The 19,855-nt window shown below is 58.6% G+C and carries 24 protein-coding genes; 20 read left to right on the top strand and 4 right to left on the bottom strand.

What is annotated here, in order from left to right; all coding sequences use genetic code 11:
• Positions 1 to 4: 4 nt before the first annotated feature.
• On the bottom strand, positions 5 to 1,231 hold the full coding sequence (locus tag Q1B13_RS03940; RefSeq protein ID WP_299076157.1) for a cytochrome b/b6 domain-containing protein: 1,227 nt from the start codon (positions 1,229 to 1,231) through the stop codon (positions 5 to 7).
• Positions 1,232 to 1,406: 175 nt separating this feature from the next.
• Here Q1B13_RS03940 and fabD point away from each other — a divergent pair, with 175 nt between their 5' ends.
• The 7 genes from fabD (at position 1,407) to mltG (ending at position 7,746) form a co-directional block, all read left to right on the top strand.
• Positions 1,407 to 2,345, top strand: coding sequence for an ACP S-malonyltransferase (fabD, locus tag Q1B13_RS03935; RefSeq protein WP_299076154.1), 939 nt, complete (start codon positions 1,407 to 1,409; stop codon positions 2,343 to 2,345).
• A gap of 42 nt (positions 2,346 to 2,387) precedes the next feature.
• Positions 2,388 to 3,125, top strand: coding sequence for a 3-oxoacyl-[acyl-carrier-protein] reductase (gene fabG / locus Q1B13_RS03930; protein ID WP_299076151.1), 738 nt, complete (start codon positions 2,388 to 2,390; stop codon positions 3,123 to 3,125).
• A 210-nt stretch (positions 3,126 to 3,335) separates the two neighbouring features.
• A complete protein-coding gene (locus tag Q1B13_RS03925; protein WP_008756330.1) occupies positions 3,336 to 3,569 on the top strand; it encodes an acyl carrier protein in 234 nt (77 codons plus the stop codon).
• A 138-nt stretch (positions 3,570 to 3,707) separates the two neighbouring features.
• On the top strand, positions 3,708 to 4,247 hold the full coding sequence (locus tag Q1B13_RS03920; protein ID WP_299076150.1) for a GNAT family N-acetyltransferase: 540 nt from the start codon (positions 3,708 to 3,710) through the stop codon (positions 4,245 to 4,247).
• Positions 4,248 to 4,369: 122 nt separating this feature from the next.
• On the top strand, positions 4,370 to 5,113 hold the full coding sequence (locus Q1B13_RS03915) for a 1-(5-phosphoribosyl)-5-[(5-phosphoribosylamino)methylideneamino] imidazole-4-carboxamide isomerase (protein ID WP_299076148.1): 744 nt from the start codon (positions 4,370 to 4,372) through the stop codon (positions 5,111 to 5,113).
• Between the two features lie 206 nt (positions 5,114 to 5,319).
• Positions 5,320 to 6,585 (top strand): beta-ketoacyl-ACP synthase II, encoded by a 1,266-nt coding sequence (gene fabF, locus Q1B13_RS03910; protein WP_299076145.1) that lies wholly within the window; start codon positions 5,320 to 5,322, stop codon positions 6,583 to 6,585.
• A complete protein-coding gene (gene mltG, locus Q1B13_RS03905) occupies positions 6,586 to 7,746 on the top strand; it encodes an endolytic transglycosylase MltG (RefSeq protein WP_299076142.1) in 1,161 nt (386 codons plus the stop codon). It begins immediately after the preceding gene.
• A gap of 104 nt (positions 7,747 to 7,850) precedes the next feature.
• Here the strand turns inward: mltG and Q1B13_RS03900 are convergent, their stop codons facing one another.
• Together Q1B13_RS03900 and Q1B13_RS03895 are read right to left on the bottom strand one after the other, a co-directional pair.
• A complete protein-coding gene (locus tag Q1B13_RS03900) occupies positions 7,851 to 9,113 on the bottom strand; it encodes a DEAD/DEAH box helicase (protein ID WP_299076139.1) in 1,263 nt (420 codons plus the stop codon).
• A 325-nt stretch (positions 9,114 to 9,438) separates the two neighbouring features.
• Positions 9,439 to 9,975 (bottom strand): winged helix-turn-helix transcriptional regulator, encoded by a 537-nt coding sequence (locus Q1B13_RS03895; protein ID WP_299076136.1) that lies wholly within the window; start codon positions 9,973 to 9,975, stop codon positions 9,439 to 9,441.
• Positions 9,976 to 10,015: 40 nt separating this feature from the next.
• On the opposite strand from Q1B13_RS03895, the gene Q1B13_RS03890 reads away from it, so the two are divergent.
• The gene (locus Q1B13_RS03890) at positions 10,016 to 10,393 is read left to right on the top strand and encodes a VOC family protein (RefSeq protein WP_299076133.1); all 378 of its coding nucleotides are present in this window, start codon (positions 10,016 to 10,018) and stop codon (positions 10,391 to 10,393) included.
• A 611-nt stretch (positions 10,394 to 11,004) separates the two neighbouring features.
• Positions 11,005 to 12,231 carry a terminase family protein gene (locus Q1B13_RS03885; protein WP_299076651.1) on the top strand — a complete coding sequence of 409 codons (1,227 nt, stop codon included), beginning with the start codon at positions 11,005 to 11,007 and terminating at the stop codon, positions 12,229 to 12,231.
• Between the two features lie 63 nt (positions 12,232 to 12,294).
• Here the strand turns inward: Q1B13_RS03885 and Q1B13_RS03880 are convergent, their stop codons facing one another.
• A complete protein-coding gene (locus Q1B13_RS03880) occupies positions 12,295 to 13,314 on the bottom strand; it encodes an adenylate/guanylate cyclase domain-containing protein (protein WP_299799699.1) in 1,020 nt (339 codons plus the stop codon).
• Between the two features lie 239 nt (positions 13,315 to 13,553).
• On the opposite strand from Q1B13_RS03880, the gene Q1B13_RS03875 reads away from it, so the two are divergent.
• The 11 genes from Q1B13_RS03875 to Q1B13_RS03825 all read left to right on the top strand — a co-directional run bounded on the left by Q1B13_RS03875 (position 13,554) and on the right by Q1B13_RS03825 (position 19,844).
• Positions 13,554 to 14,717 (top strand): phage portal protein, encoded by a 1,164-nt coding sequence (locus Q1B13_RS03875; RefSeq protein WP_299076127.1) that lies wholly within the window; start codon positions 13,554 to 13,556, stop codon positions 14,715 to 14,717.
• Positions 14,710 to 14,928, top strand: a complete 219-nt coding sequence (locus Q1B13_RS03870) for a hypothetical protein (RefSeq protein WP_298936085.1) — start codon at positions 14,710 to 14,712, stop codon at positions 14,926 to 14,928. The genes Q1B13_RS03875 and Q1B13_RS03870 overlap by 8 nt, the downstream gene beginning before the upstream one ends.
• A gap of 26 nt (positions 14,929 to 14,954) precedes the next feature.
• Entirely contained in the window at positions 14,955 to 15,500 is a 546-nt protein-coding gene (locus Q1B13_RS03865; RefSeq protein ID WP_299076124.1) for an HK97 family phage prohead protease, read from the top strand.
• A 35-nt stretch (positions 15,501 to 15,535) separates the two neighbouring features.
• Entirely contained in the window at positions 15,536 to 16,714 is a 1,179-nt protein-coding gene (locus Q1B13_RS03860; protein WP_299076122.1) for a phage major capsid protein, read from the top strand.
• Between the two features lie 170 nt (positions 16,715 to 16,884).
• Complete coding sequence (locus Q1B13_RS03855) at positions 16,885 to 17,484, top strand: head-tail connector protein (protein ID WP_299076119.1); 600 nt, start codon at positions 16,885 to 16,887, stop codon at positions 17,482 to 17,484.
• Positions 17,481 to 17,819, top strand: a complete 339-nt coding sequence (locus tag Q1B13_RS03850) for a phage head closure protein (RefSeq protein WP_299076117.1) — start codon at positions 17,481 to 17,483, stop codon at positions 17,817 to 17,819. Before Q1B13_RS03855 ends, Q1B13_RS03850 begins: the two co-directional genes overlap by 4 nt.
• On the top strand, positions 17,816 to 18,229 hold the full coding sequence (locus Q1B13_RS03845; RefSeq protein ID WP_299076114.1) for a DUF3168 domain-containing protein: 414 nt from the start codon (positions 17,816 to 17,818) through the stop codon (positions 18,227 to 18,229). Before Q1B13_RS03850 ends, Q1B13_RS03845 begins: the two co-directional genes overlap by 4 nt.
• 20 nt (positions 18,230 to 18,249) lie before the next feature.
• Positions 18,250 to 18,663, top strand: a complete 414-nt coding sequence (locus tag Q1B13_RS03840; protein WP_299076111.1) for a phage major tail protein, TP901-1 family — start codon at positions 18,250 to 18,252, stop codon at positions 18,661 to 18,663.
• 5 nt (positions 18,664 to 18,668) lie between these two features.
• Complete coding sequence (locus tag Q1B13_RS03835) at positions 18,669 to 18,989, top strand: gene transfer agent family protein (protein WP_299076109.1); 321 nt, start codon at positions 18,669 to 18,671, stop codon at positions 18,987 to 18,989.
• Entirely contained in the window at positions 18,986 to 19,195 is a 210-nt protein-coding gene (locus Q1B13_RS03830) for a rcc01693 family protein (protein ID WP_299076105.1), read from the top strand. Before Q1B13_RS03835 ends, Q1B13_RS03830 begins: the two co-directional genes overlap by 4 nt.
• Positions 19,182 to 19,844 (top strand): phage tail tape measure protein, encoded by a 663-nt coding sequence (locus Q1B13_RS03825; RefSeq protein WP_299076102.1) that lies wholly within the window; start codon positions 19,182 to 19,184, stop codon positions 19,842 to 19,844. The genes Q1B13_RS03830 and Q1B13_RS03825 overlap by 14 nt, the downstream gene beginning before the upstream one ends.
• Positions 19,845 to 19,855: the final 11 nt, after the last annotated feature.

Genomic DNA, 19,855 nt, shown 5'->3' with positions numbered 1-19,855 from the left:
GGAACTATTCGCCTCGGGTCGCTGTCAATTCGACTGCGACATTCACGGCGAAGGCAAGCGAATCCTCCGCGGGCATCTGAGCTCCGATGTCAAAATCCAGACGGTTAAGTTCAAGCTCGCCAAGCATCGTTGCGCTGTTGTCCTGCAGTTCAAGTGTAAAAGGCAACACCACGTCGAGTGTTTTGTCGCGAATGGTCAGAGGGCCGCGCGCTTCGTAACCGGCATCGGTTTTGAACAAATCGGCGTCAAATTGCGCGGTCGAAAACTGACCACTGTCGAAGAAATCGGCACCCATGGCCTGATCTGTCACCGTGCCCAAGGCAAGCGATCCGATGGCCACTGTCACGTCGACCGAACCCGCAAGCCCAGGCGCGGGCGGATCGTCAAAAGTGATGGCAGCAGTCCACTCGGCAAACGTGCCAGTCACCGGGCTGCCCAATTGAGTGATGGTTATCGAAAGAGTGCCTTCCTGGACCTGCCAGTCTGATTGCACCGCTTCCAGTTCAGCGGATTCGATGCCTTGGGAGGAGTGATCTGAGAAGATACCCATGCTCCAACCGCCTGCCAGAACGGCTATCCAAACGGCCAAACCAGCAATGGCTGGAGCAATAGAGTGAGTCTGCTTGGGTGGTTCGGGTGCTTCGGACCGACCGGGTAACATCCGGCGCAGAGTGCTATCTTTATCTACTACATGGTGCTTGAGGGCACCCATAATGTGTAGCGCCAAGGAGCCGACCAATACCCAAATGAACAACCAGTGCAGGCCGGCGGTTACCTCGGCCAGATATGCGGATTTGGGTACAAATGGCAGATTTTGTCCGAAGGGCCACAAGATTGGGGCGAAACCTTCGGTTGCGGCGTGGTGGGTCCAACCGGTCAGCGGCACCAGAACCAATGACGCATACAGCATCCAATGTACGGTCTCAGCGGCGAAAGCCTCGGGTTTGTTTTCTGCGTTCAGAAGGCCTGGCTTGGTTTGCGTCATTGCCCACAAAATTCGGGCAAGCGCCACAACGAACACCGTAACGCCAACCGTCTTGTGCAGCGAAAACAGCTGAGAGGCCGCTGCGATGTCTGCTTCGGTTGTCGGAATTGTCGGGTCATAAATGGCGTGCGCCAAGTTATTGGAGATCCAGCCAAGGGGTAGGGCGGTGAAGATCAATAATGCCGTTAGCCAATGGAATGCTTTGGTCACGCTGCCGTAGCTGGAGAATGTATTGGTCGAGGACATTTCTTGACTGCTCCGGGGTTGCTTGGTTGAGCCTACACTAATGCCAACCAGTTGAGGCACAAGCCTGAGGAAATGCACAGCCAGGGTGCCAAAATGCAGGGCAAACGCAATGCTTGTGCAGCGACCCATGTCAGTTTACACCCCGCCGCAACTTGACGTCATCCATGAGGTTGCAATGACACTTGCGTTCGTTTTTCCCGGGCAGGGCGCCCAGGCCATTGGAATGGGCAAAGCATTGGCTGAGGCATATCCTGCCGCACAGGCTGTATTCGATGAGGTGGACGAAGCGCTGGGGGAGAAGCTGAGCAGCTTAATCTGGGAAGGCGATATTGCCGATCTTACACTCACCCAAAACGCACAGCCGGCACTGATGGCCACATCAATGGCCGCGATGCGCGCGCTGGAGGCTGAGGGCGTTTCGGTTACCAACGCATCATTTGTGGCCGGTCACTCGCTGGGTGAATACTCGGCACTGGCCGCAGCGGGGGCGTTGACCGTGGCCGACACAGCGCGTTTGTTGCGCACACGTGGTCAGGCGATGCAAAGCGCGGTGCCGGTCGGGGAAGGTGCGATGGCGGCCATCCTGGGGCTGGACCTGGAGGCTGTGCGCGCCGTTGCAGATGAAGCAGCGCAAGGCGAAGTCTGTCAGGCCGCAAATGACAACGATCCGACGCAAGTCGTGGTGTCCGGATCCAAGGCTGCGGTTGAACGCGCGGCTGAGATTGCCAAAAACAAAGGCGCAAAACGCGCAGTGATGCTGCCGGTTAGTGCGCCGTTCCATTGTGCATTGATGCAGCCTGCCGCAGATGTGATGGCCGAAGCTTTGTCCGCCGTCGAGATAGTGGCGCCTGCAGTGCCCTTAATCGCAAATGTGCGTGCCAACGTAGTCAGCGACCCTGACCTGATCCGGCAATTGCTGGTCGAGCAAGTCACCGGGTCAGTCCGCTGGCGCGAAAGCGTGCAATACATGGCGGCCCAAGGCGTGACCGAGACATGGGAAATTGGTGCGGGCAAGGCTCTGTCGGGCATGGTCCGAAAGATTGACCGTGCCATTGCGGGCAAGGCTGTGGGCACACCGGAAGACGTAGAAAAGGCTATCGAGGCCGAATCGTAAGCTCAAAACTCGTCACACAAGACGAACCAAGAGGAAAACCGAATGTTTGATTTGACAGGTAAGAACGCGCTGATCACCGGTGCATCTGGCGGCATCGGCGGCAATATCGCGCGCGCTCTGCATGATGCAGGTGCGACCGTAGGATTGTCCGGCACACGGGTCGAACATCTGCAGGCTTTGGCGGATGAGCTGGGCGAACGCGCCCATGTACTGCCTTGCAATCTGAGTGACTCTGAGGCGGTTGCAGCTTTGCCAAAACAAGCGGCCGAGGCCATGGGGTCCGTCGACATTCTTGTAAACAATGCGGGCATCACGCGGGACAATCTGTTTATGCGCATGTCAGACGACGAATGGCAGAGCGTCATTGACGTGAACATGACGGCCACCATGAAACTGTGTAAAGGCGTGATCCGCGGGATGATGAAATCTCGTTGGGGCCGGATTGTGAACATCTCGTCCGTTGTGGGGGCGATTGGCAACCCGGGTCAGGCCAACTATGCCGCTTCCAAAGCTGGAATGGTTGGCTTTTCCAAGGCTTTGGCACATGAAGTTGCCACACGAGGCATAACCGTGAACGCAGTCGCCCCAGGCTTTATCACAACGGCGATGACCGAAAAGCTGACAGAAGAACAAAAAGCAGGCCTGTTGCAGCAAGTGCCTGCCGGACGTATGGGTGAGCCCTTGGAAGTTGCAGCCGCCGTCGTGTACCTGGCTAGTCCTGAGGCTGCTTATGTTACCGGAAGCACCTTGCATGTGAATGGCGGTATGGCCATGTTGTGAACGCAGTAAGGGGCAAGTGCGAAAGCGTTTGCCTCTTGCGTCGACTGTGCTATAGGCGGCGCATCTATGCAGGGGTCGGTCGCTAAGGTCGGCCTTCTACTTTCCCGGAAAGCCGGGACCCTAACCGCCCGGAACGGGCAAACCAAAGCCACCCCGAGCGGGCAAGGGCAGAACCGGGCGTACCGCCCTGAAATGGAATGAGGAATAGACATGAGCGACGTCGCAGATCGCGTTAAAAAGATCGTTGTTGAGCACCTGGGTGTTGAAGAAGACAAAGTAGCTGAAAATGCTTCCTTCATCGACGATCTGGGCGCAGACAGCCTGGACACCGTAGAACTGGTTATGGCCTTCGAAGAAGAGTTCGGCATCGAGATCCCCGACGACGCCGCCGAGACCATCCAGACCTTTGGCGACGCCGTCAAATTCATCAGCGAAGCGTCCTAAGCGTTTCGAAGTCAAAGAAAACGGCGCTTCCGGGCAACGGGAGCGCCGTTTTTTTGTGCCTGCTCTGAATTCATGCTTGCGCAATGCTTTGACGCTTTGCACTGTTTCCCCTGAGGCATAATTCCAGGCGGGCAGGGCATGATAAGATCCACCCCGATGATAAACACGGCCCGCTTGACGCTATGCGCTATGCGGCCAGAAGATTTCGACAGGTTCGCCGAGATTTGGCGCGACCCTTGTGTGGTGCGGCATATCGGTGGGTTACCGCGATCGCGCGGAGAGGCCTGGGATTCCTTTTTGCGGAATGCTGGCCATTGGCATATGGCGGGTTTCGGGCAATGGGGTGTTCTGCAGCAATCGAATCGCAAGCTGATCGGGCAGGCCGGATTCTTCTATGGTAACCGCGACATGGGTGATGATTTCGATGGGTTCCCTGAGGCCGGATGGGTTTTAGCGCCTGAGGTGCAGGGTCAGGGCTTGGGGTATGAAGCAGCACAGGCTGCGCATGACTGGTTCGACCGGATCATGCCAGGGCCCCTGGTTGCAATGGTCGACGCGACCAACGGTGCGTCGCAAAAGCTTGCGAAAAAGCTGGGTTATGTGCTGCTGCGCGAAGCGGAATACAAAAACACGGCCGTGCATCTGTTGCGGCGGAACGGGCCGCCGGCCCGAGCGTGATTCCGCCGCTACTCTGACATGCCGCAAAATGCTCAAACTGTGCCGATCTTGTAGAATCGGGATGATCTTTCACGTGTATGGTATGCTGGATTTTCAGAGCGATTGAGCGGAGGAACAAGCTCATGAGGATTTACCCCACGATGGAATTGCAGAACGGCCGGTGTGTCACGCTGGACAAAGGCCGTCTGGAACAGGCGATGATCTGGCATGTGAATCCAACCGAAACGGCGCGCAGTTGGTTTGCGGCCGGGGCCGAATGGATGCACCTGACGGATTTCGATGCGATCGAAGGTCGGAATACCAATGTCGAGCTGGTCGAAGAGATCATCCGCACAGCGGAAATGCCCGTGCAACTGGCCGGTGGGATGCGCACCCGTGAACAGGTGGAGCACTGGATAGACAAAGGAGCCGGGCGGATTGTTATTGGTACGCTTGCGGCATGGGATCCGAACCTGGTCAAAGAATTGGCCAAGCTGTACCCGGATCAAATCGTGCTTGCGGTAGATGTGTGGCGGGGTTTTGTGATGACCGAAGGTTGGCGCAGTCAAAGCGCGTTTTCGCCTGAGGCATTCATTGATGCATTTGCCGACACGCCGTTTGCGGCCATTCTGGTCACCGATATCGATAGCGATATGGAAGACATCGAGGCGCAATTGGGCCTGATTTCGGGTCTGGCGCAGCACTCCCGCACGCCAGTGATCGCCAGCGGTGTGGTGCGCACATCTGACGATATTTCGAGACTTGCCTATATCCCTAATATCGCAGGTGCTTTGGTGGGGCGGTCCTTGTTCCGCAAAACCGTTGACCTATCCGAAGCGCTGGAAGTTGCAACAGCTGCACACGAGCGCGTGGCCCAGTTTCAATAGCTCCTGAACGGTTTGCGATCTGCCTCTCCCGTTTCATGGAGAGGCGGCTTTTTCGTTCTATCGGCATGAGCAGACAGGCATTGACCGTTTTGTACGCCGCCATCGGCGACAGGATGCCGGTGCGGAACATGCCGTTGCTCTTGCCCCCGGACCCCGGGCCGGGGTATGAGCGGTTCTCATAACAGGAAGCAGGCAAGAGGCACTTCATGCGCAGAGTCGTTGTAACCGGTCTTGGATTGGTCACTCCTTTGGCCAGTGGGGTCGAGGAAACCTGGTCGCGGCTGCTGGACGGAGAATCCGGCGCGGGACCAATCACGCAATTCGATGCCGAGGCAAGCGGGGTCACAACGACCTATGCCTGCGAAGTCCCTCGTGGTGATGGCACAAATGGCACGTTCAATCCCGACGACTGGATGCCACCGAAAGAGCAGCGGAAAATCGAGGATTTTATCCTTTATTCGATCGCTGCCGCTGAAATGGCATGCAAGGATGCGGGCTGGACGCCCGAGGACGAAGAAGATCGCCTGCGCACTGGCGTTCTGATTGGTTCAGGCATTGGTGGGCTGGGATCGATTGCAAACACTGCGAACTTGATCCGCGATAAAGGTCCGCGCCGTGTGTCGCCATTCTTTATTCCGGGTGCTTTGATCAACCTGGCCTCGGGTCAGGTGTCGATCCGCCACGGGTTCAAGGGACCGAACCATTCAGTCGTAACCGCCTGCTCGACGGGCGCGCACGCGATTGGAGATGCCAGCCGTATTATCCGCGCAGGCGATGCTGATGTAATGATCGCCGGCGGTGGTGAAGGCTGCATTTGCGAGATCGGAATTGCCGGGTTCAATGCGTGCAAAGCGCTCTCGACGAAATACGCTGACAATCCCAAAGCCGCCAGTCGCCCTTACGACGTAGACCGTGACGGCTTTGTCATGGGCGAAGGGTCAGGCATCGTGGTTCTTGAGGACTACGAACACGCTAAGGCCCGCGGTGCCAAGATCTATGCCGAGGTGTTGGGCTACGGCATGTCTGGTGATGCATATCACATCACCGCCCCAAGCGAAGACGGTGATGGTGCTGAGCGTTCAATGAAAGCCGCGCTGCGCAGCGCCGGGTTGGAGCCGACCGATCTGGATTACATCAACGCCCATGGTACCTCGACAATGGCGGATACGATCGAGTTGGGCGCGGTAGAGCGCTTGTTGGGAGATCACGCCAGTGAGGCGACGATGTCGTCGACCAAATCTGCCACCGGACACCTATTGGGGGCTGCGGGCGCGATCGAGGCAATATTCTCGATCCTTGCCATCCGCGACCAGGTTGCGCCGCCAACGATCAATCTGGACAATCCGGCGGTTGAGACTGCACTTGATCTGGCACCCAACGCAAAGCGTGAGCGCAAGATTGATGTGGCTTTGTCAAACTCGTTCGGGTTCGGCGGTACGAATGCCAGCGTGATCTTTGGAAAGGTTGGATAAATGTGGCGGGCTCTGGCTTCTAATATGCTGACCGTTCTGGTAGTCGGCCTGTTTCTGGCGGGCGGGCTGATCCTTTGGGGTCAAACGCAGTACAAAGAAGAGGGCCCGCTTGAAACCGCGATCTGCTTGCAGGTCAAAAGCGGCTCGAACATGACAAATGTCAGCCGCGAGCTGGAGGATCAGGGCGCAATCAGCAATGCCACGATCTTTCGCATGGCCGCAGATTACACGGACAGATCACAGCAGCTGAAAGCTGGCAGTTTCCTGGTGCGTGAAGGCGCGTCGATGGAACAGATCATCGGCGAGATCACTAGTAGTGGCGCCAGCACATGCGGGTCCGAAATTGAGTACCGTATCGGTGTCACACGCGCCCAGATCCGGGTTCGTGAGTTAAACCCGGCAACGCTGGATTTTGAGGACGTGGCGTCGTTTGACGCCTCTGAGGAAGAAATTCCGGCAGCGTACACTGAAAAACGGGAAGAGGCTGATACGCGATATCGCATCTCTCTGGCGGAAGGCGTGACCTCGTGGCAGGTGGTCGAAGCGTTGAAAGCAATTGATGCATTGACCGGCGAGGTGTCTGAGATTCCGGCCGAAGGTATGTTGGCACCCGACAGCTACGATGTGACGTCTGGCCAGGATCGCGCTGCGGTCCTGCAAGCGATGCAGGACAAACAACAGCTGCGGATCAATGCCGCCTGGGAAAGCAGGCAGGATGGCTTACCGTTGGAAAGCCCAGAAGAGATGTTGATCCTGGCCTCGATCATCGAGAAAGAGACAGGTGTTCCGGAAGAGCGGGGACAAGTTGCCAGTGTCTTCGTGAACCGGCTGAACCAAGGCATGAAGCTGCAAACGGATCCAACCGTGATCTATGGCGTCACCAAAGGTCAGGGGTCGCTGGGTCGCGGTTTGCGCAGAAGTGAGCTGCGCCGTGCAACGCCTTGGAACACTTATGTTATCGACGGTTTGCCGCCAACACCGATTGCTAACCCCGGTCAGGCAAGCCTTGAAGCTGCTGTCGCGCCAGAGCAGACGAATTTCGTGTTCTTTGTCGCGGATGGGACCGGTGGTCACGCCTTTGCCGAGACTTTGCAAGAGCATAACCGCAACGTTGCGAAATGGCGTGAAATCGAAGCGGAACAACAAAGCTCTGGAAACTAGAGCCACCGGTTAGAATTGCCGACCGGTTCAGAATATATGCTCGCGCGAGCCTATCGCCAGCGCGAGCATTGTTTCGCAGCGCGAACCAAATTTAGGCCGCTACACTAGGCTGCTGGCCGACGCTTTGGGCGGCGGCGCTTTGTATTGCCGGGCTTGGGGCTTCCATTGGCTGCCTTCGGTTTGAAGTTGCGGCGACGACTGTTTTGGCGCTGCGCAGGCTTCTTGGTCTCGATGTATTCCGGCATTGTGCCGCTGGCGACTGGAATATCGGCTTTCATCAGCTTTTGAATTTGACGCAGCAGCTCGACCTCTTCGCCCGAGCAGAAGGCGATTGCCTCGCCCTCGCGACCGGCACGGGCGGTGCGGCCGATGCGGTGGACATAGTTGTCTGGCACCTCGGGAAGGTCATAGTTGATCACATACGCCACGCCGGGGATGTCGATGCCGCGCGCGGCGACGTCAGTGGCGACGAGGATGTTGATCTCGCCCGAACGAAAGGCCTTGATCGCGCGGTCGCGCTGACCCTGGCTTTTGTTGCCGTGGATCGAGGCGGCATTAAACCCATCTGCGACTAGTCCCCTCATCAGTTTCTCGGCACCGTGTTTTGTGCGTGAAAAGACCAGGGTTAGGGCATCCTTGTCCTGAGAAAGGATCTCGCGCAATTTGATGGGTTTTCCGGGTTTGCTGACGAAGTGGAGCGACTGAGTGATCTTGTCAGCGGCCTTGCCCGGAGGCGAGACCTGAACCCGCTGAGGGTTGTTCAGATAGGCGCGGCTGAGTTCCTCCATCTGTTTCGGCATGGTGGCCGAGAACAGCATGGTCTGGCGCGGCGTGCCCAGTTCAGGCGCAATGCGGCGCAGAGCGTGGATGAAGCCCATATCGAGCATCTGGTCGGCCTCATCCAGCACCAGATGCTTGACCGAGCTCATATCAACGGCGCGGCGATCCATCAGGTCGATCAGGCGACCCGGCGTGGCGACGAGGATGTCGGTGCCGCGCGATAGGAACATGATCTGTTTGTTGATCGACTGGCCGCCCACAACGGTAGCGACCCGTAGTTTCGTGTTCTTGGTCAGGTTGCGCAGGCTGTCGGCGATCTGGTTCACCAGCTCGCGTGTGGGTGCAAGGATCAGCGATTTGGCCATTTTGGGCGCGGGTTTGCCGGGCTGGGCCAGCAGGTGATCGATAAGTGGCAGGCCAAAGGCGAGTGTTTTGCCGGTACCGGTTTGGGCGAGGCCTAGGATATCATGACCCTCAAGCGCCAAAGGGATGGCCTTGTTCTGGATCGGTGTCGGTTGGGTCAGTTTGGCATTTTTCAGCGCGTCGTTCAGGGCGGGCGCGAGGCCCAGCATGTCGAAGTCGAACAATTAGTATTCCTTTTTGATCCACGGGGTCAGCCCGCAGACATATCGTGACTGGCCACGCAGAGCGCGTAACCGACAGGGGTTGTGCGAGACCTCGGGACGTGCAGGCGTTTCCTGCCGCATCTGGTCGTCGCGTTAAGAACCCTGCGTGAATGGGAACTGGAAATAGGTTTGGCGCTGTGGGGCTGGTTACGGCCCGCCGATGCTCACGCGTCAGCGCTGTGTTAGGGGCCAAATGAGGGTTTGACCCAGAAATGTCAAGCGCAGGCTTGGGTGGGACGCGTTGCTGGGCCGCAAATGACACATGCACCAAGGCAAAGGTCTTACCTCAGAGGAGAAGGTCAACAACCCGACTGATTGCGGCCCCTGTATTCACAGCTTTGTAAGTTGGAAATGGCATCCGACCCGAGGTTACAATGTCGCGCCGGATCCAATCTTGCGCCTCTAGCTGATGCAGGGAAGACGACAAGGCTCGATCTGTGATCGGTGACAGATCTGACTTGATCATTGAAAACCGATAGGGGGAACCGGTCAGCGCCAGGATTGGTACAGTCCATGTTTTGCGAAGTAGCCCGAATTCCCTTTCATCAGGCACTGTCTTAACGAAGGAGTGAGCCATTTCAGCGGCCTGACGCCCAGTTGTGGTCAATCGGAACTCTGGGCGGAGCGGGTGACCGTGACCTGGGTTTCTTTCGATCATGCCAAGCTGAACAAGGTGCGCGAGACTGGACGCGAAGGCCGTTCTGCTGGCGTTGGTGGCGGCCAGAAGCGGCGCCTGTCGACCAGGAAGCCCTGAATGCAGTAGGGCCAGAATGTTCAGTGACCAGGCGCGAGAGGTCAGCTTGACAAGTGTATTAATGTCCATAAAGTATAGTTACTTTATTTTTAATAAATGGGGAAGTTCAATGCCACTTGTTTCGTTAAAAAACACAATCACCCTCGCGATGTCCGTTCGGGATCGGCATGCCAGCGCGGATTGGTACAACGACAAACTTGGATTTGAACTGGTCCATCACATTGATGAAGCGGGCTGGAGCGAATTGCACACCAATGTTGAAGGTGTGACATTGGGGTTGGGCGAACAGTCGGAGCCTTCTCCGGGAAATAGTGTTCCCGTGTTTGAAGTCGCTGACATCGCAAAGGCGCGCGGCACCCTAGAGGCCGCGGGTGTGAAGTTCGACGGCGACACTGACACAATCGAAGGAATGGTCAGCACGGCCACGTTTTATGATCCGGATATGAATGCGTTGATGTTGGCACAGGATCTGACCATCAGTGGATGAGACAGGTCGGAAGTTTGTGACATGCTAGCAATTTATTAACCATCACCGTTCGGTCCCCGTTGCGTATGTGTTGCGCAAAACATTGACTTTGCGTCCTTTTTTTCGTATGGTTTGTGTCATGCTAGAAGAAGTGGGCAACGGCCCCGGGTGACCCGGTGGCCGTTTTTCGTTTCTCTCGTGCGGGAACACTCACGCATGAGGTCAATACGCAAACATGACTTTGATTACCCCGGAAGAGCGGATGTCCCAGACGGCAGAATTGTTGCAGTCACTGGAGGCGTCCATTCGCGGTCTGCGCCAAGCAGCGGAAGAATTGCGCAGGCAGATCGGAACCGGGGAGGATGCAGATCTTGCTGGTTCAGCCAAGCAACTCGGGCAGTTAGAGGGGCTGATCCGAAGTTGTCAGAAAGTGGAGACAAGCTTTGTCGAACAACATCATAGACAAGCCGGAATTGCCCAAAGTGGATACGCACTCGACCTTGAGCGCGCTCGATTTGAAGTCGGGTGCAGGTTGGCTCGCCTCCGCCGATGCTGCGGTGCGGGAGAGGTTTCTGAGTGAAATCGGGGAGGGGGGGCTATGCGCCCTCCCTTTCCTATTCGAGTTTTGGGCGCTGCCGCACCAGTTACCGCCTGAGGGCGACTGGCGATCCTGGGTGATCGTGGGCGGGCGTGGAGCTGGCAAGACACGAGCCGGTGCTGAGTGGGTGCGTTCAATGGTTGAGGGGGCTTTGCCGTTGGACAGAGGTGAGGCGTGCCGTGTGGCGCTGGTTGGCGAGACATTTGATCAGGTGCGTGACGTGATGATCTTTGGTGACAGCGGGATCTTGCAGTGTTCACCGCAGGATCGCCGACCCACGTGGAAGGCGTCTGAACGCAAGCTGGTCTGGCCCAACGGGGCCGAGGCGCAGGCGTTTTCGGCGCATGATCCCGAAGGTTTGCGCGGGCCGCAGTTCGATGCGGCCTGGGTTGATGAATTGGCCAAGTGGAATAAGGCCGGTGAGACCTGGGATATGCTGCAGTTTGCGTTGCGGTTGGGGGAACGCCCTCGGGTCTGTGTGACGACCACGCCGCGGAATGTGAAAGTTCTGAAGGAATTGCTGGCGTCGCCCTCCACTGTGCAGACCCATGCGCCGACCGAGGCGAACCGGGCCAATCTGGCGGACTCGTTTCTGGACGAGGTGCGGGCGCGCTATGCGGGGACACGGCTGGGGCGGCAAGAGTTGGATGGGATGCTGCTTTCTGATACCGAAGGGGCGCTGTGGACGGGCTCGATGTTGGACGCGGCGCGGGTTGATCAAGTGCCGGAACTGGATCGCATTGTAGTCGCATTGGACCCAGCGGTTACGGCTGGGGCGGATGCGGATGCCTGTGGGATCGTGGTGGTCGGCGCGCAAGTGCAAGGACCGCCCGAGAAGTGGCGGGCGTTTGTTTTGGCAGACCGGACAGTGCAGGGCGTCGGCCCGGCGGGCTGGGCGCAGGCGGCGATAGATGCGATGGATGAATTCGGGGGTGAGCGACTGGTGGCCGAGGTCAACCAGGGCGGGCAACTGGTGGAAGAGGTCGTGCGGCAGGTGGACCCTCTGGTGCCTTATCGGGCGGTGCGGGCCTCACGCGGCAAGGTGGCGCGGGCAGAACCTGTGGCGGCTTTGTACGAGCAAGGGCGGGTGGCGCATGTGGCGGGGCTGGACGCGCTGGAGGAGCAGATGTGCCAGATGACCGCGCGCGGGTTTGAGGGGCAGGGTTCGCCCGACCGGGTCGACGCACTGGTCTGGGCGTTGCATGAGTTGGTGGTGGGGCCTGCAGGGGCGTATCGACGGCCTAGGGTGCGGGTGGTGTGAGATCTAGGACGGACATAAAACCTGATCCTCGGCCAGATCCATCGAATTCAGATAAGACTCTGATCAAGAATAAAAATCCGCTGACCACAGGCTCAGTTCATCCTGCTTTCCCGGTGCCTTGAATGAGGGTAGCCGGGTAAGTCTTTGATGATGTTCGATTGGCAGTTGGCACACAACGTCGTTCGACAGGACGATATCCGCATTGAACATTTTGGCGGCACCTTCGATGCGGGCAGCGGTGTTCATGGGATCACCTAAAAGTGCGATCTCTTTCTTCCAGTCCCCAATCTCACCGGCAGCGACCTCGCCGCAGTGGATTGCCACTCGTATGCGCGCCGCAGCGCTATATCTTTTTTTGTAGAATTCAGCGCGGCTTGCCAGGATCCGGTGCATTTCCAGGGCACATCTCAGGCAAGTGGCGTTCGCGAGCCCATTTGATAGTTTCCATGTCACGATGACCGAGTCCCCGACATATTTGTGTACGTCCCCGCGCGTCATCTCTACCGCATCCGCAAGATCCAGGGCCACATCGCGCAGGAAATCATGAAAGCGGAGCTGACCGATGGTTTCTGCCAGCGCCGTAGACCCGATGACATCGGCGAAAAGAATGACACGCTGCTCTAACCGCGCTTTAGTATAGCGCCCTGTAAAGAGGGCGACAGTAGCCTCTTTTCCGAGTAGGCGCGTGACCTCGATACCGATCGAAAAGGCAAAGGCAATGGCAGCGGATATGGCAAAAAGTCCCGCGAAGGCTGGGCCTTTCCAGGGTTGATCGGTCTCGGTCAACATATCAGGAACAAGCAGGCCGAAGACGATAAAGAGGCTATACGCAGCGCCCCTAAGGATCATCAGAAGAATAGGGCGCAATCGGCGTGTCATTCTGCGTTTCGGGTTCGAGAAAACCTGATATTCGGCAAGCAAACAACACAGAGAAATAACGAAACCGGTCAATGCGCCGGTCCAGATGTCACTCCACAACGTATCGGGTGACGCCCGCACGGCACCGATCACTGCGCCAGTCAACGAGGAAAGAGCGATCACTTTCGCCGAGACATTTATGGATCGGGAGAAGAACGCGCCCATTTGGTGCATATATAGGCCTTCGTGGCTGGAGACTAAAAAGTGAGGTAAGAGCGGCGGATACGCTCGTATCCTAAGGCCAACCTTCTTGGGTGCAAGCGAGATAGGGTTGTTTTTTCCCTCTGTTCAAGGGGGAGTGGTTGTTGCCCAACCCCCGCACGCCCCGTTCCCGAGGCTTAAACTTCTCTCCATCATAACTCCTTTCAACAAGCCGGGCAGAGCGGCGGCTGAAAGGAGCACAGATGGTATTCGATTTCTTGCGTCGTGGATCGACTGGTGAGGCGCCTGAGGCAAAAGCAAGTGCTGCGGGGCCCGTGGTGGCGTGGCAGACGGGTGGGCGTGTGGCGTGGAGCGCCAGAGACACCGTTTCGCTGACGCGGACGGGGTTTTCGGGGAACCCGGTGGGGTTCCGCTCGGTCAAGCTGATTGCTGAGGCGGCGGCTGCCTTACCTTTGGTGCTGCAGGATCAGGGACAGCGCTATGATGTGCATCCGATCATATCCCTGATGCGCCGTCCGAATGCGGCGCAGGGGCGGGCGGAGTTGATGGAGGCTCTTTTTGGTCAGTTGCTGCTGTCGGGCAATGCTTATGTCGAGGCGGTGCAGGCTCAAGAAGGCTTGCCGATTGAGCTGCACGTTTTGCGCTCGGACCGGATGAGCGTGGTGCCGGGGGCGGATGGTTGGCCCAAGGCGTATGATTACGCGGTGGGCTGTAAGAAACACCGGTTTGCGGCTGATGCGATCTGTCATATCAAGTCGTTCCACCCTCAGGATGATCACTATGGGTTCTCGCCGATGCAGGCGGCGGCGATGGCGATTGATGTGCATAACAGCGCGTCGCGGTGGTCGAAATCTCTGCTGGACAATGCCGCGCGGCCTTCGGGCGCGCTGGTGTGGAAGGGCGGCGATGGCCATGGGGTTATGGCTGAGGATCAGTTCCGTCGCCTCTCGGATGAGATCGAGCAGAACTATCGTGGGGCGCGCAATGCAGGCCGTCCGATGGTTCTGGAAGGGGGGCTGGATTGGAAACCGATGGGTTTCTCGCCCTCAGACATGGAGTTTCAAAAGACCAAGGAAGCCGCCGCCCGCGAGATCGCGCTGGCCTTTGGGGTTCCGCCGATGCTGCTGGGGATACAAGGCGACGCGACCTATTCGAACTATCAGGAGGCCAACCGGGCGTTTTATCGCCTGACCGTGTTGCCCCTGGTGACGCGGGTGGCGGCGGCGGTGTCGGAGTGGTTGGCTGGCTTCACTGGTGAGGAGCTGGTGCTGAAGCCCGATCTGGATCAGGTGCCCGCGTTGTCTGCTGAACGCGATGCGCAATGGACGCGGGTGAGCCGTGCCGAGTTCCTAACGGATGCCGAGAAACGTGCGCTGCTTGGGCTGCCGGAGCGTGCCGATGAGTGAGGGATACCCGCCGTTCGACTGCGCGCCGGGCCTGCGTTTGGCTGCGCATGAGCGGGTGGCCGAGATCCAGCACGAACATCTATGTCGGCGGCTGGATCAGATCGAAGAGATGATGGAGCGGTTGGAGAAGCGTTTGTGGCTGGCGGTCTATGGCGTGGCGGCGGTGATCCTAGCGCAGGCGTTCCAGTCTATTCTGGTAGCAACGCCGTGAATTCAGATGGCTATGAGGAGTTGTTCATGGATTTGGAACGCAAGTTTGCGCGGTTTGGCGACGGGCTGTCCGTTTCTGAGGACGCAGTGATCGAAGGCTATGCCAGCCTGTTTGGTCAGGTCGATCAGGGCAGCGATGTGGTACAGCGCGGGGCCTATCGCGGCTCGCTTGACGGGCTGGCCAAGGCGGGTCAGCGGGTCAAGATGCTGTGGCAACACGATCCGGTACAACCCATCGGCGTTTGGGACGAGGTGCGTGAGGATGACCAGGGTCTGTGGGTCAAGGGGCGTTTGCTGGAGAGCACGCAGAAAGGTCGTGAAGCGGCTGAGCTGATCCGGGCGGGTGCCATTGATGGGCTATCGATTGGCTATCGCACCAAGCGGGCCGTGAAGAATGACAAGGGCCAGCGGGTCCTGACGGAACTGGAGCTGTGGGAGGTGTCGCTTGTGACGTTCCCGATGCTGCCCAGTGCGCGGGTGGCGGCAAAGGGGACGATCCCGGATGCCGAAGACATCCTGCGCAGTATTGCCGAGGTGTTCAACACTGCCCGGCTGGAGCTGGCGCGAACCTAGCGCGCCGTAACCTCACCCCCAAAAAGGAAGTGCTGATGAGGAAGACCAAAACCCCGGCCTTGACCGGAGAGGGTGTGCCCCTGGTTCAGGAGGTGAAGCAGGCAATGGCCAGCTTCGTAAACGAACTCAAGGACCTGAAGGCTGAAGTTAAAACCAAAATGCAACAGACAGAAGAGCGACTGACTATGCTGGATCGTAAATCAACCATGGCGGCGCGTCCGCATCTTGCGGCGTCTATTGAGGATGGCGCACCGCACCAGAAGGCCTTTGATGCCTATGTGCGCTCCGGTGAAGATGACGGGCTGCGCGGGCTGGAGATGGAGTCGAAGTCTCTGTCCAGCACGGTGAACAGCGACGGTGGTTATCTGGTCGATCCCCAGACCACCGAGATCATCAAGTCTGTTTTGAAGTCGACCGCTTCGATCCGCTCGGTTGCCGGGGTGGTGAATGTCGAGGCGAACTCGTTCGATGTTCTGGTCGACCATACAGATGTCGGTGCGGGTTGGGCGGATGAAAGCTCGGACACAACCGAGACGGCCACACCGATGATTGATCGCATCTCGATCCCGCTGCATGAGCTGAGCGCCTTGCCCAAGGCGTCGCAACGATTGCTGGATGACAGCGCGTTTGACGTGGAAGGCTGGTTGGCCGGTCGTATTGCAGACAAATTCGCGCGGGCCGAAGCGGCAGCCTTTATCAATGGCGATGGTGTGGACAAGCCTAAGGGCATTCTGACCCACAGAACCACTGCGAACGATGCCTGGATCTGGGGCAACTTGGGGTATGTGCCAACCGGTATCGACAGCGGCGTCGACGCAGATGCGATTGTCGATGTGGTTTACGCGCTGGGCGCGCAGTACCGCGTCAACGGTACCTTTGTGATGAACTCTAAAACCGCCGGTGTTATCCGCAAGCTGAAAGACAGCGATGGCCGCTTCCTGTGGTCGGACGGTCTGGCTGCGGGTGAGCCCGCGCGTCTGATGGGGTATCCGGTACTGATCGCCGAGGATATGCCGGACGCGGCGACCGACAGCTTCTCAATCGCGTTTGGCGACTTCCAGTCCGGTTACACCATTGCTGAGCGTCCCGATCTGCGTGTTCTGCGCGATCCGTTCAGCGCCAAACCGCATGTCTTGTTTTACGCGACCAAGCGCGTGGGCGGCGACGTCAGCGACTTTGCGGCGATCAAGTTGCTGAAATTCGGCACCGCCTAAGCGGTGACGGATCCGGGGGGCCTTGGCCCCTCGGGCGGCGGGCGCGGGCTGGCGTAAGACCCCCCGCGTTGTCTAGCTGCTCCCCTCCGTCCGAGCAACGTGGGGCGGCGCGTGCCCGTCATTTTCCTGAGCGAGGCCCCCGGAGGGGTCCGAGATTGCGGAGTGAATAGATGATGTTGATCGAAGAAACCGCCATCGCGGATGCGGCGCTGCCGGTGGATCAGTTCAAAGCGCATTTGCGGCTGGGCACAGGTTTTGCCGAGGCGAGTCTACAAGACGAGGTCCTGAAGGGTTTTCTACGGGCGGCGATTGCGGCGATTGAGGCGCGTACAGGCAAGGTGTTGATCGGGCATGAATTTTCGTGGCGCCTGAACAACTGGCGTGATCCGGCAGGCGAGGTATTACCGGTGGCGCCGGTCACAGCGATTGATGCTGTAATGGTGACCGACACGGCTGGGGCCGAGACGGTCATAGACCAAGACGCCTACCGTTTGGAGCGGGATAGTCTGCGGCCTCGGATACGACCGGTATCTGGCGCGCTGCCCGCGATTGCGACCGGTGGATCGGTCAAGATCGCCTTCACCGCAGGGATGGCTGTGGACTGGGATGGATTACCAGCCGATTTGGGGCAGGCGGTTCTGTTGTTAGCGGCGCATTACTATGAATACCGGGATGAAACGGCGTTGGGCGACGGCTGCATGCCTTTCGGTGTAACCAGTCTGATCCAGCGCTATCGGATGGTGCGGTTCGGCGCAGGAGTGGCGAAATGAAGACGCCACGTTTGAACCGAAAGCTGGTGCTTGAAGCGCCAGTGCGGGTGGCCGATGGCGCAGGCGGCTATACCGAGATCTGGGCAGCTCAGGGAACGCTTTGGGCTGAGGTCACGGCGCGCAGCGGGGCCGAGCGGCAGATCGCGGGTGTCCCCGTATCGCGTGTTGGCTATCGCATAGTTGTGCGGGGTGCGCCCGAGGGCTCGTCGATGCGGCCTGCGCCGGATCAGCGGTTTCGTGAGGGCAACCGCCGCTTCGTGATCCGGGCGATTGCCGAGCGCGACCCGCTTGGACAGTTTCTGACCTGTTTTGCAGATGAGGAGGTGGCGGCATGAGTTATGGCGTTTCGGCTGCTTTGCAGGCGGCGGTTTACCAGCAGTTGTCGGCGAATTCAGATGTCGTGAGGTTGTCTGGTGGGGCCATTTACGACGCGGTTCCGGCAGGTGCAGTGCCGCAAACCTATGTGACGCTGGGCCCGGAAGATGTGCGCGAGGCCTCAGACAGGTCAGGTGCAGGGGCGGTGCATCGGTTCACGGTATCTGTCGTGTCAGAGGTCGCTGGGTTTGGCGCGGCCAAGACGTTGGCGGGAGCGGTATGTGATGCGCTGGAGAATGCGCCACTGACCTTGGACCGGGGCCGCCTGGTTGGGCTTTGGTTCGAACGGGCCTCAGCCAAGCGCACTGGAACCGGAGGTGCTGTGCGCCAGATCGATCTGAGATTCCGCGCCCGCGTGGAAGACAATTAAGCAATCATTGGAGAGAGCATATGGGTGCCCAGAACGGTAAGGACCTGCTGGTCAAACTGGATATGAACGGCTCGGGGCTGTTCGAAACCATCGCGGGGCTGCGCGCCACACGGGTCAGTTTCAACGCCGAAAGTGTGGATGTCACCAGTCTGGAAAGTCAGGGTGGTTGGCGCGAGTTATTGTCCGGGGCGGGGGTTAAATCTGCTGCGATTTCGGGCTCGGGAGTGTTCAAGGACGAAGGTACTGATGAGCGTACCCGGCAGCTTTTTTTTGACGGCGAGACGCCCGGATTTCAGGTGATCATCCCCGATTTTGGCATTGTCGAGGGGCCGTTTCAGGTGACCGGCATCGAGTATGCAGGATCACACAATGGTGAGGCCACCTATGAGATAAGCATGGCGAGTGCTGGTGCTTTGACCTTCACAGCGCTGTAACCCTGATGGCAAATCCATGGACGGGAGAGGTGGCACTGACCATCGATGGGGAGCGGCGGCTGCTCAAACTGACATTGGGTGCATTGGCGGAATTGGAGCAAGAGCTGGAAACAGTGTCGCTGGTGGATCTGGTACAGCGTTTCGAAGGCGGGGTGTACTCCAGTAGCGATGTTCTGGCGTTGATCGTAGCCGGGCTGCGGGGGGGCGGTGCGAATGTGCGCCGGGACGATCTGTTGAGTGCTGAAATTGAAGGCGGGCCGATGGCTGGCGCACGTGCAGCGGCCGAGTTGCTGGCGCGGGCGTTCATGGTTCCGGGTGACGCATGAACGGGTTGGACTGGCCCGTCCTGATGAGGGCCGGGCTGGTCGGCCTAAGGCTGCCTCCAGATCAATTCTGGCGCCTGACGCCGGCTGAGTTGCGGCTGATGCTGGGTCACGGCGGAGGTTTGCCGGCGATGAACAAGGCTGGTCTGGATGCCTTGCTGGTGGCCTATCCGGACAAGACACAAGGAGAGCGTGATGACGGATCGTGACGGCTTTGACGACTTGCAGGAACGGGGCGAGGCACTGGGTGACTCGCTGGGCGATGCTGCATCAATGGCAGCGGCTTTTGATGGACAGATGAGGCGGATCAGTGCCGCTTTTGAGGAAACCGGCAAGGATGTCGCCACGCTGGAGCGCGGCATGTCTGGTGGGTTGCGCAAGGCTTTTGATGGCGTGGTGCTGGATGGGATGAACTTGTCGGATGCGTTGGATGTACTGAAGAATTCGATGATCCGCACCGCTTATTCGGCGGCGATTAAACCGGTGACGGACCACTTCGGCGGTATGCTGGCGGGTGGCATTGGTGGGCTGGTGCAAGGGCTGTTGCCTTTCGCGGATGGCGGCAGCTTTAGCCAGGGTCGGGTGATGCCATTTGCCAATGGTGGTGTGGTCAGCGGACCAACGACGTTCCCGATGCGTGGCGGAACCGGTTTGATGGGCGAGGCCGGGCCTGAGGCGATCATGCCGCTTGCACGCGGGTCGGACGGAAAACTGGGCGTGCGAAGCGCGGGCGGCGGGCAGCCCGTGAACGTTGTGATGAATATCTCCACCCCGGATGTGCAGGGTTTCCGCCGCTCGCAAGGTCAGATCGCGGCTCAGATGAGCAGGGCGCTCGGCCGTGGCAATCGCAATAGATAAACGAGGGAGCA

Source organism: uncultured Ruegeria sp., assembly GCF_947489545.1.
In the GTDB taxonomy this organism is placed as follows: domain Bacteria; phylum Pseudomonadota; class Alphaproteobacteria; order Rhodobacterales; family Rhodobacteraceae; genus Ruegeria.
Note: the sequence above shows the minus strand (reverse complement) of the source record. Positions and strands in the feature narration are given on the sequence as shown.

Excerpts from the sequence above, each read along its gene's own strand:
- Q1B13_RS03940 (WP_299076157.1), bottom strand. The coding sequence starts at position 1,231 with ATGTCCTCGACCAATACATTCTCCAGCTACGGCAGCGTGACCAAAGCA.
- fabD (WP_299076154.1), top strand. The coding sequence starts at position 1,407 with ATGACACTTGCGTTCGTTTTTCCCGGGCAGGGCGCCCAGGCCATTGGA.
- fabG (WP_299076151.1), top strand. The coding sequence starts at position 2,388 with ATGTTTGATTTGACAGGTAAGAACGCGCTGATCACCGGTGCATCTGGC.
- Q1B13_RS03925 (WP_008756330.1), top strand. The coding sequence starts at position 3,336 with ATGAGCGACGTCGCAGATCGCGTTAAAAAGATCGTTGTTGAGCACCTG.
- Q1B13_RS03920 (WP_299076150.1), top strand. The coding sequence starts at position 3,708 with ATGATAAGATCCACCCCGATGATAAACACGGCCCGCTTGACGCTATGC.
- Q1B13_RS03915 (WP_299076148.1), top strand. The coding sequence starts at position 4,370 with ATGAGGATTTACCCCACGATGGAATTGCAGAACGGCCGGTGTGTCACG.
- fabF (WP_299076145.1), top strand. The coding sequence starts at position 5,320 with ATGCGCAGAGTCGTTGTAACCGGTCTTGGATTGGTCACTCCTTTGGCC.
- mltG (WP_299076142.1), top strand. The coding sequence starts at position 6,586 with ATGTGGCGGGCTCTGGCTTCTAATATGCTGACCGTTCTGGTAGTCGGC.
- Q1B13_RS03895 (WP_299076136.1), bottom strand. The coding sequence starts at position 9,975 with ATGGACATTAATACACTTGTCAAGCTGACCTCTCGCGCCTGGTCACTG.
- Q1B13_RS03890 (WP_299076133.1), top strand. The coding sequence starts at position 10,016 with ATGCCACTTGTTTCGTTAAAAAACACAATCACCCTCGCGATGTCCGTT.
- Q1B13_RS03880 (WP_299799699.1), bottom strand. The coding sequence starts at position 13,314 with ATGGGCGCGTTCTTCTCCCGATCCATAAATGTCTCGGCGAAAGTGATC.
- Q1B13_RS03875 (WP_299076127.1), top strand. The coding sequence starts at position 13,554 with ATGGTATTCGATTTCTTGCGTCGTGGATCGACTGGTGAGGCGCCTGAG.
- Q1B13_RS03870 (WP_298936085.1), top strand. The coding sequence starts at position 14,710 with ATGAGTGAGGGATACCCGCCGTTCGACTGCGCGCCGGGCCTGCGTTTG.
- Q1B13_RS03865 (WP_299076124.1), top strand. The coding sequence starts at position 14,955 with ATGGATTTGGAACGCAAGTTTGCGCGGTTTGGCGACGGGCTGTCCGTT.
- Q1B13_RS03860 (WP_299076122.1), top strand. The coding sequence starts at position 15,536 with ATGAGGAAGACCAAAACCCCGGCCTTGACCGGAGAGGGTGTGCCCCTG.
- Q1B13_RS03855 (WP_299076119.1), top strand. The coding sequence starts at position 16,885 with ATGATGTTGATCGAAGAAACCGCCATCGCGGATGCGGCGCTGCCGGTG.
- Q1B13_RS03850 (WP_299076117.1), top strand. The coding sequence starts at position 17,481 with ATGAAGACGCCACGTTTGAACCGAAAGCTGGTGCTTGAAGCGCCAGTG.
- Q1B13_RS03845 (WP_299076114.1), top strand. The coding sequence starts at position 17,816 with ATGAGTTATGGCGTTTCGGCTGCTTTGCAGGCGGCGGTTTACCAGCAG.
- Q1B13_RS03840 (WP_299076111.1), top strand. The coding sequence starts at position 18,250 with ATGGGTGCCCAGAACGGTAAGGACCTGCTGGTCAAACTGGATATGAAC.
- Q1B13_RS03835 (WP_299076109.1), top strand. The coding sequence starts at position 18,669 with ATGGCAAATCCATGGACGGGAGAGGTGGCACTGACCATCGATGGGGAG.
- Q1B13_RS03830 (WP_299076105.1), top strand. The coding sequence starts at position 18,986 with ATGAACGGGTTGGACTGGCCCGTCCTGATGAGGGCCGGGCTGGTCGGC.
- Q1B13_RS03825 (WP_299076102.1), top strand. The coding sequence starts at position 19,182 with ATGACGGATCGTGACGGCTTTGACGACTTGCAGGAACGGGGCGAGGCA.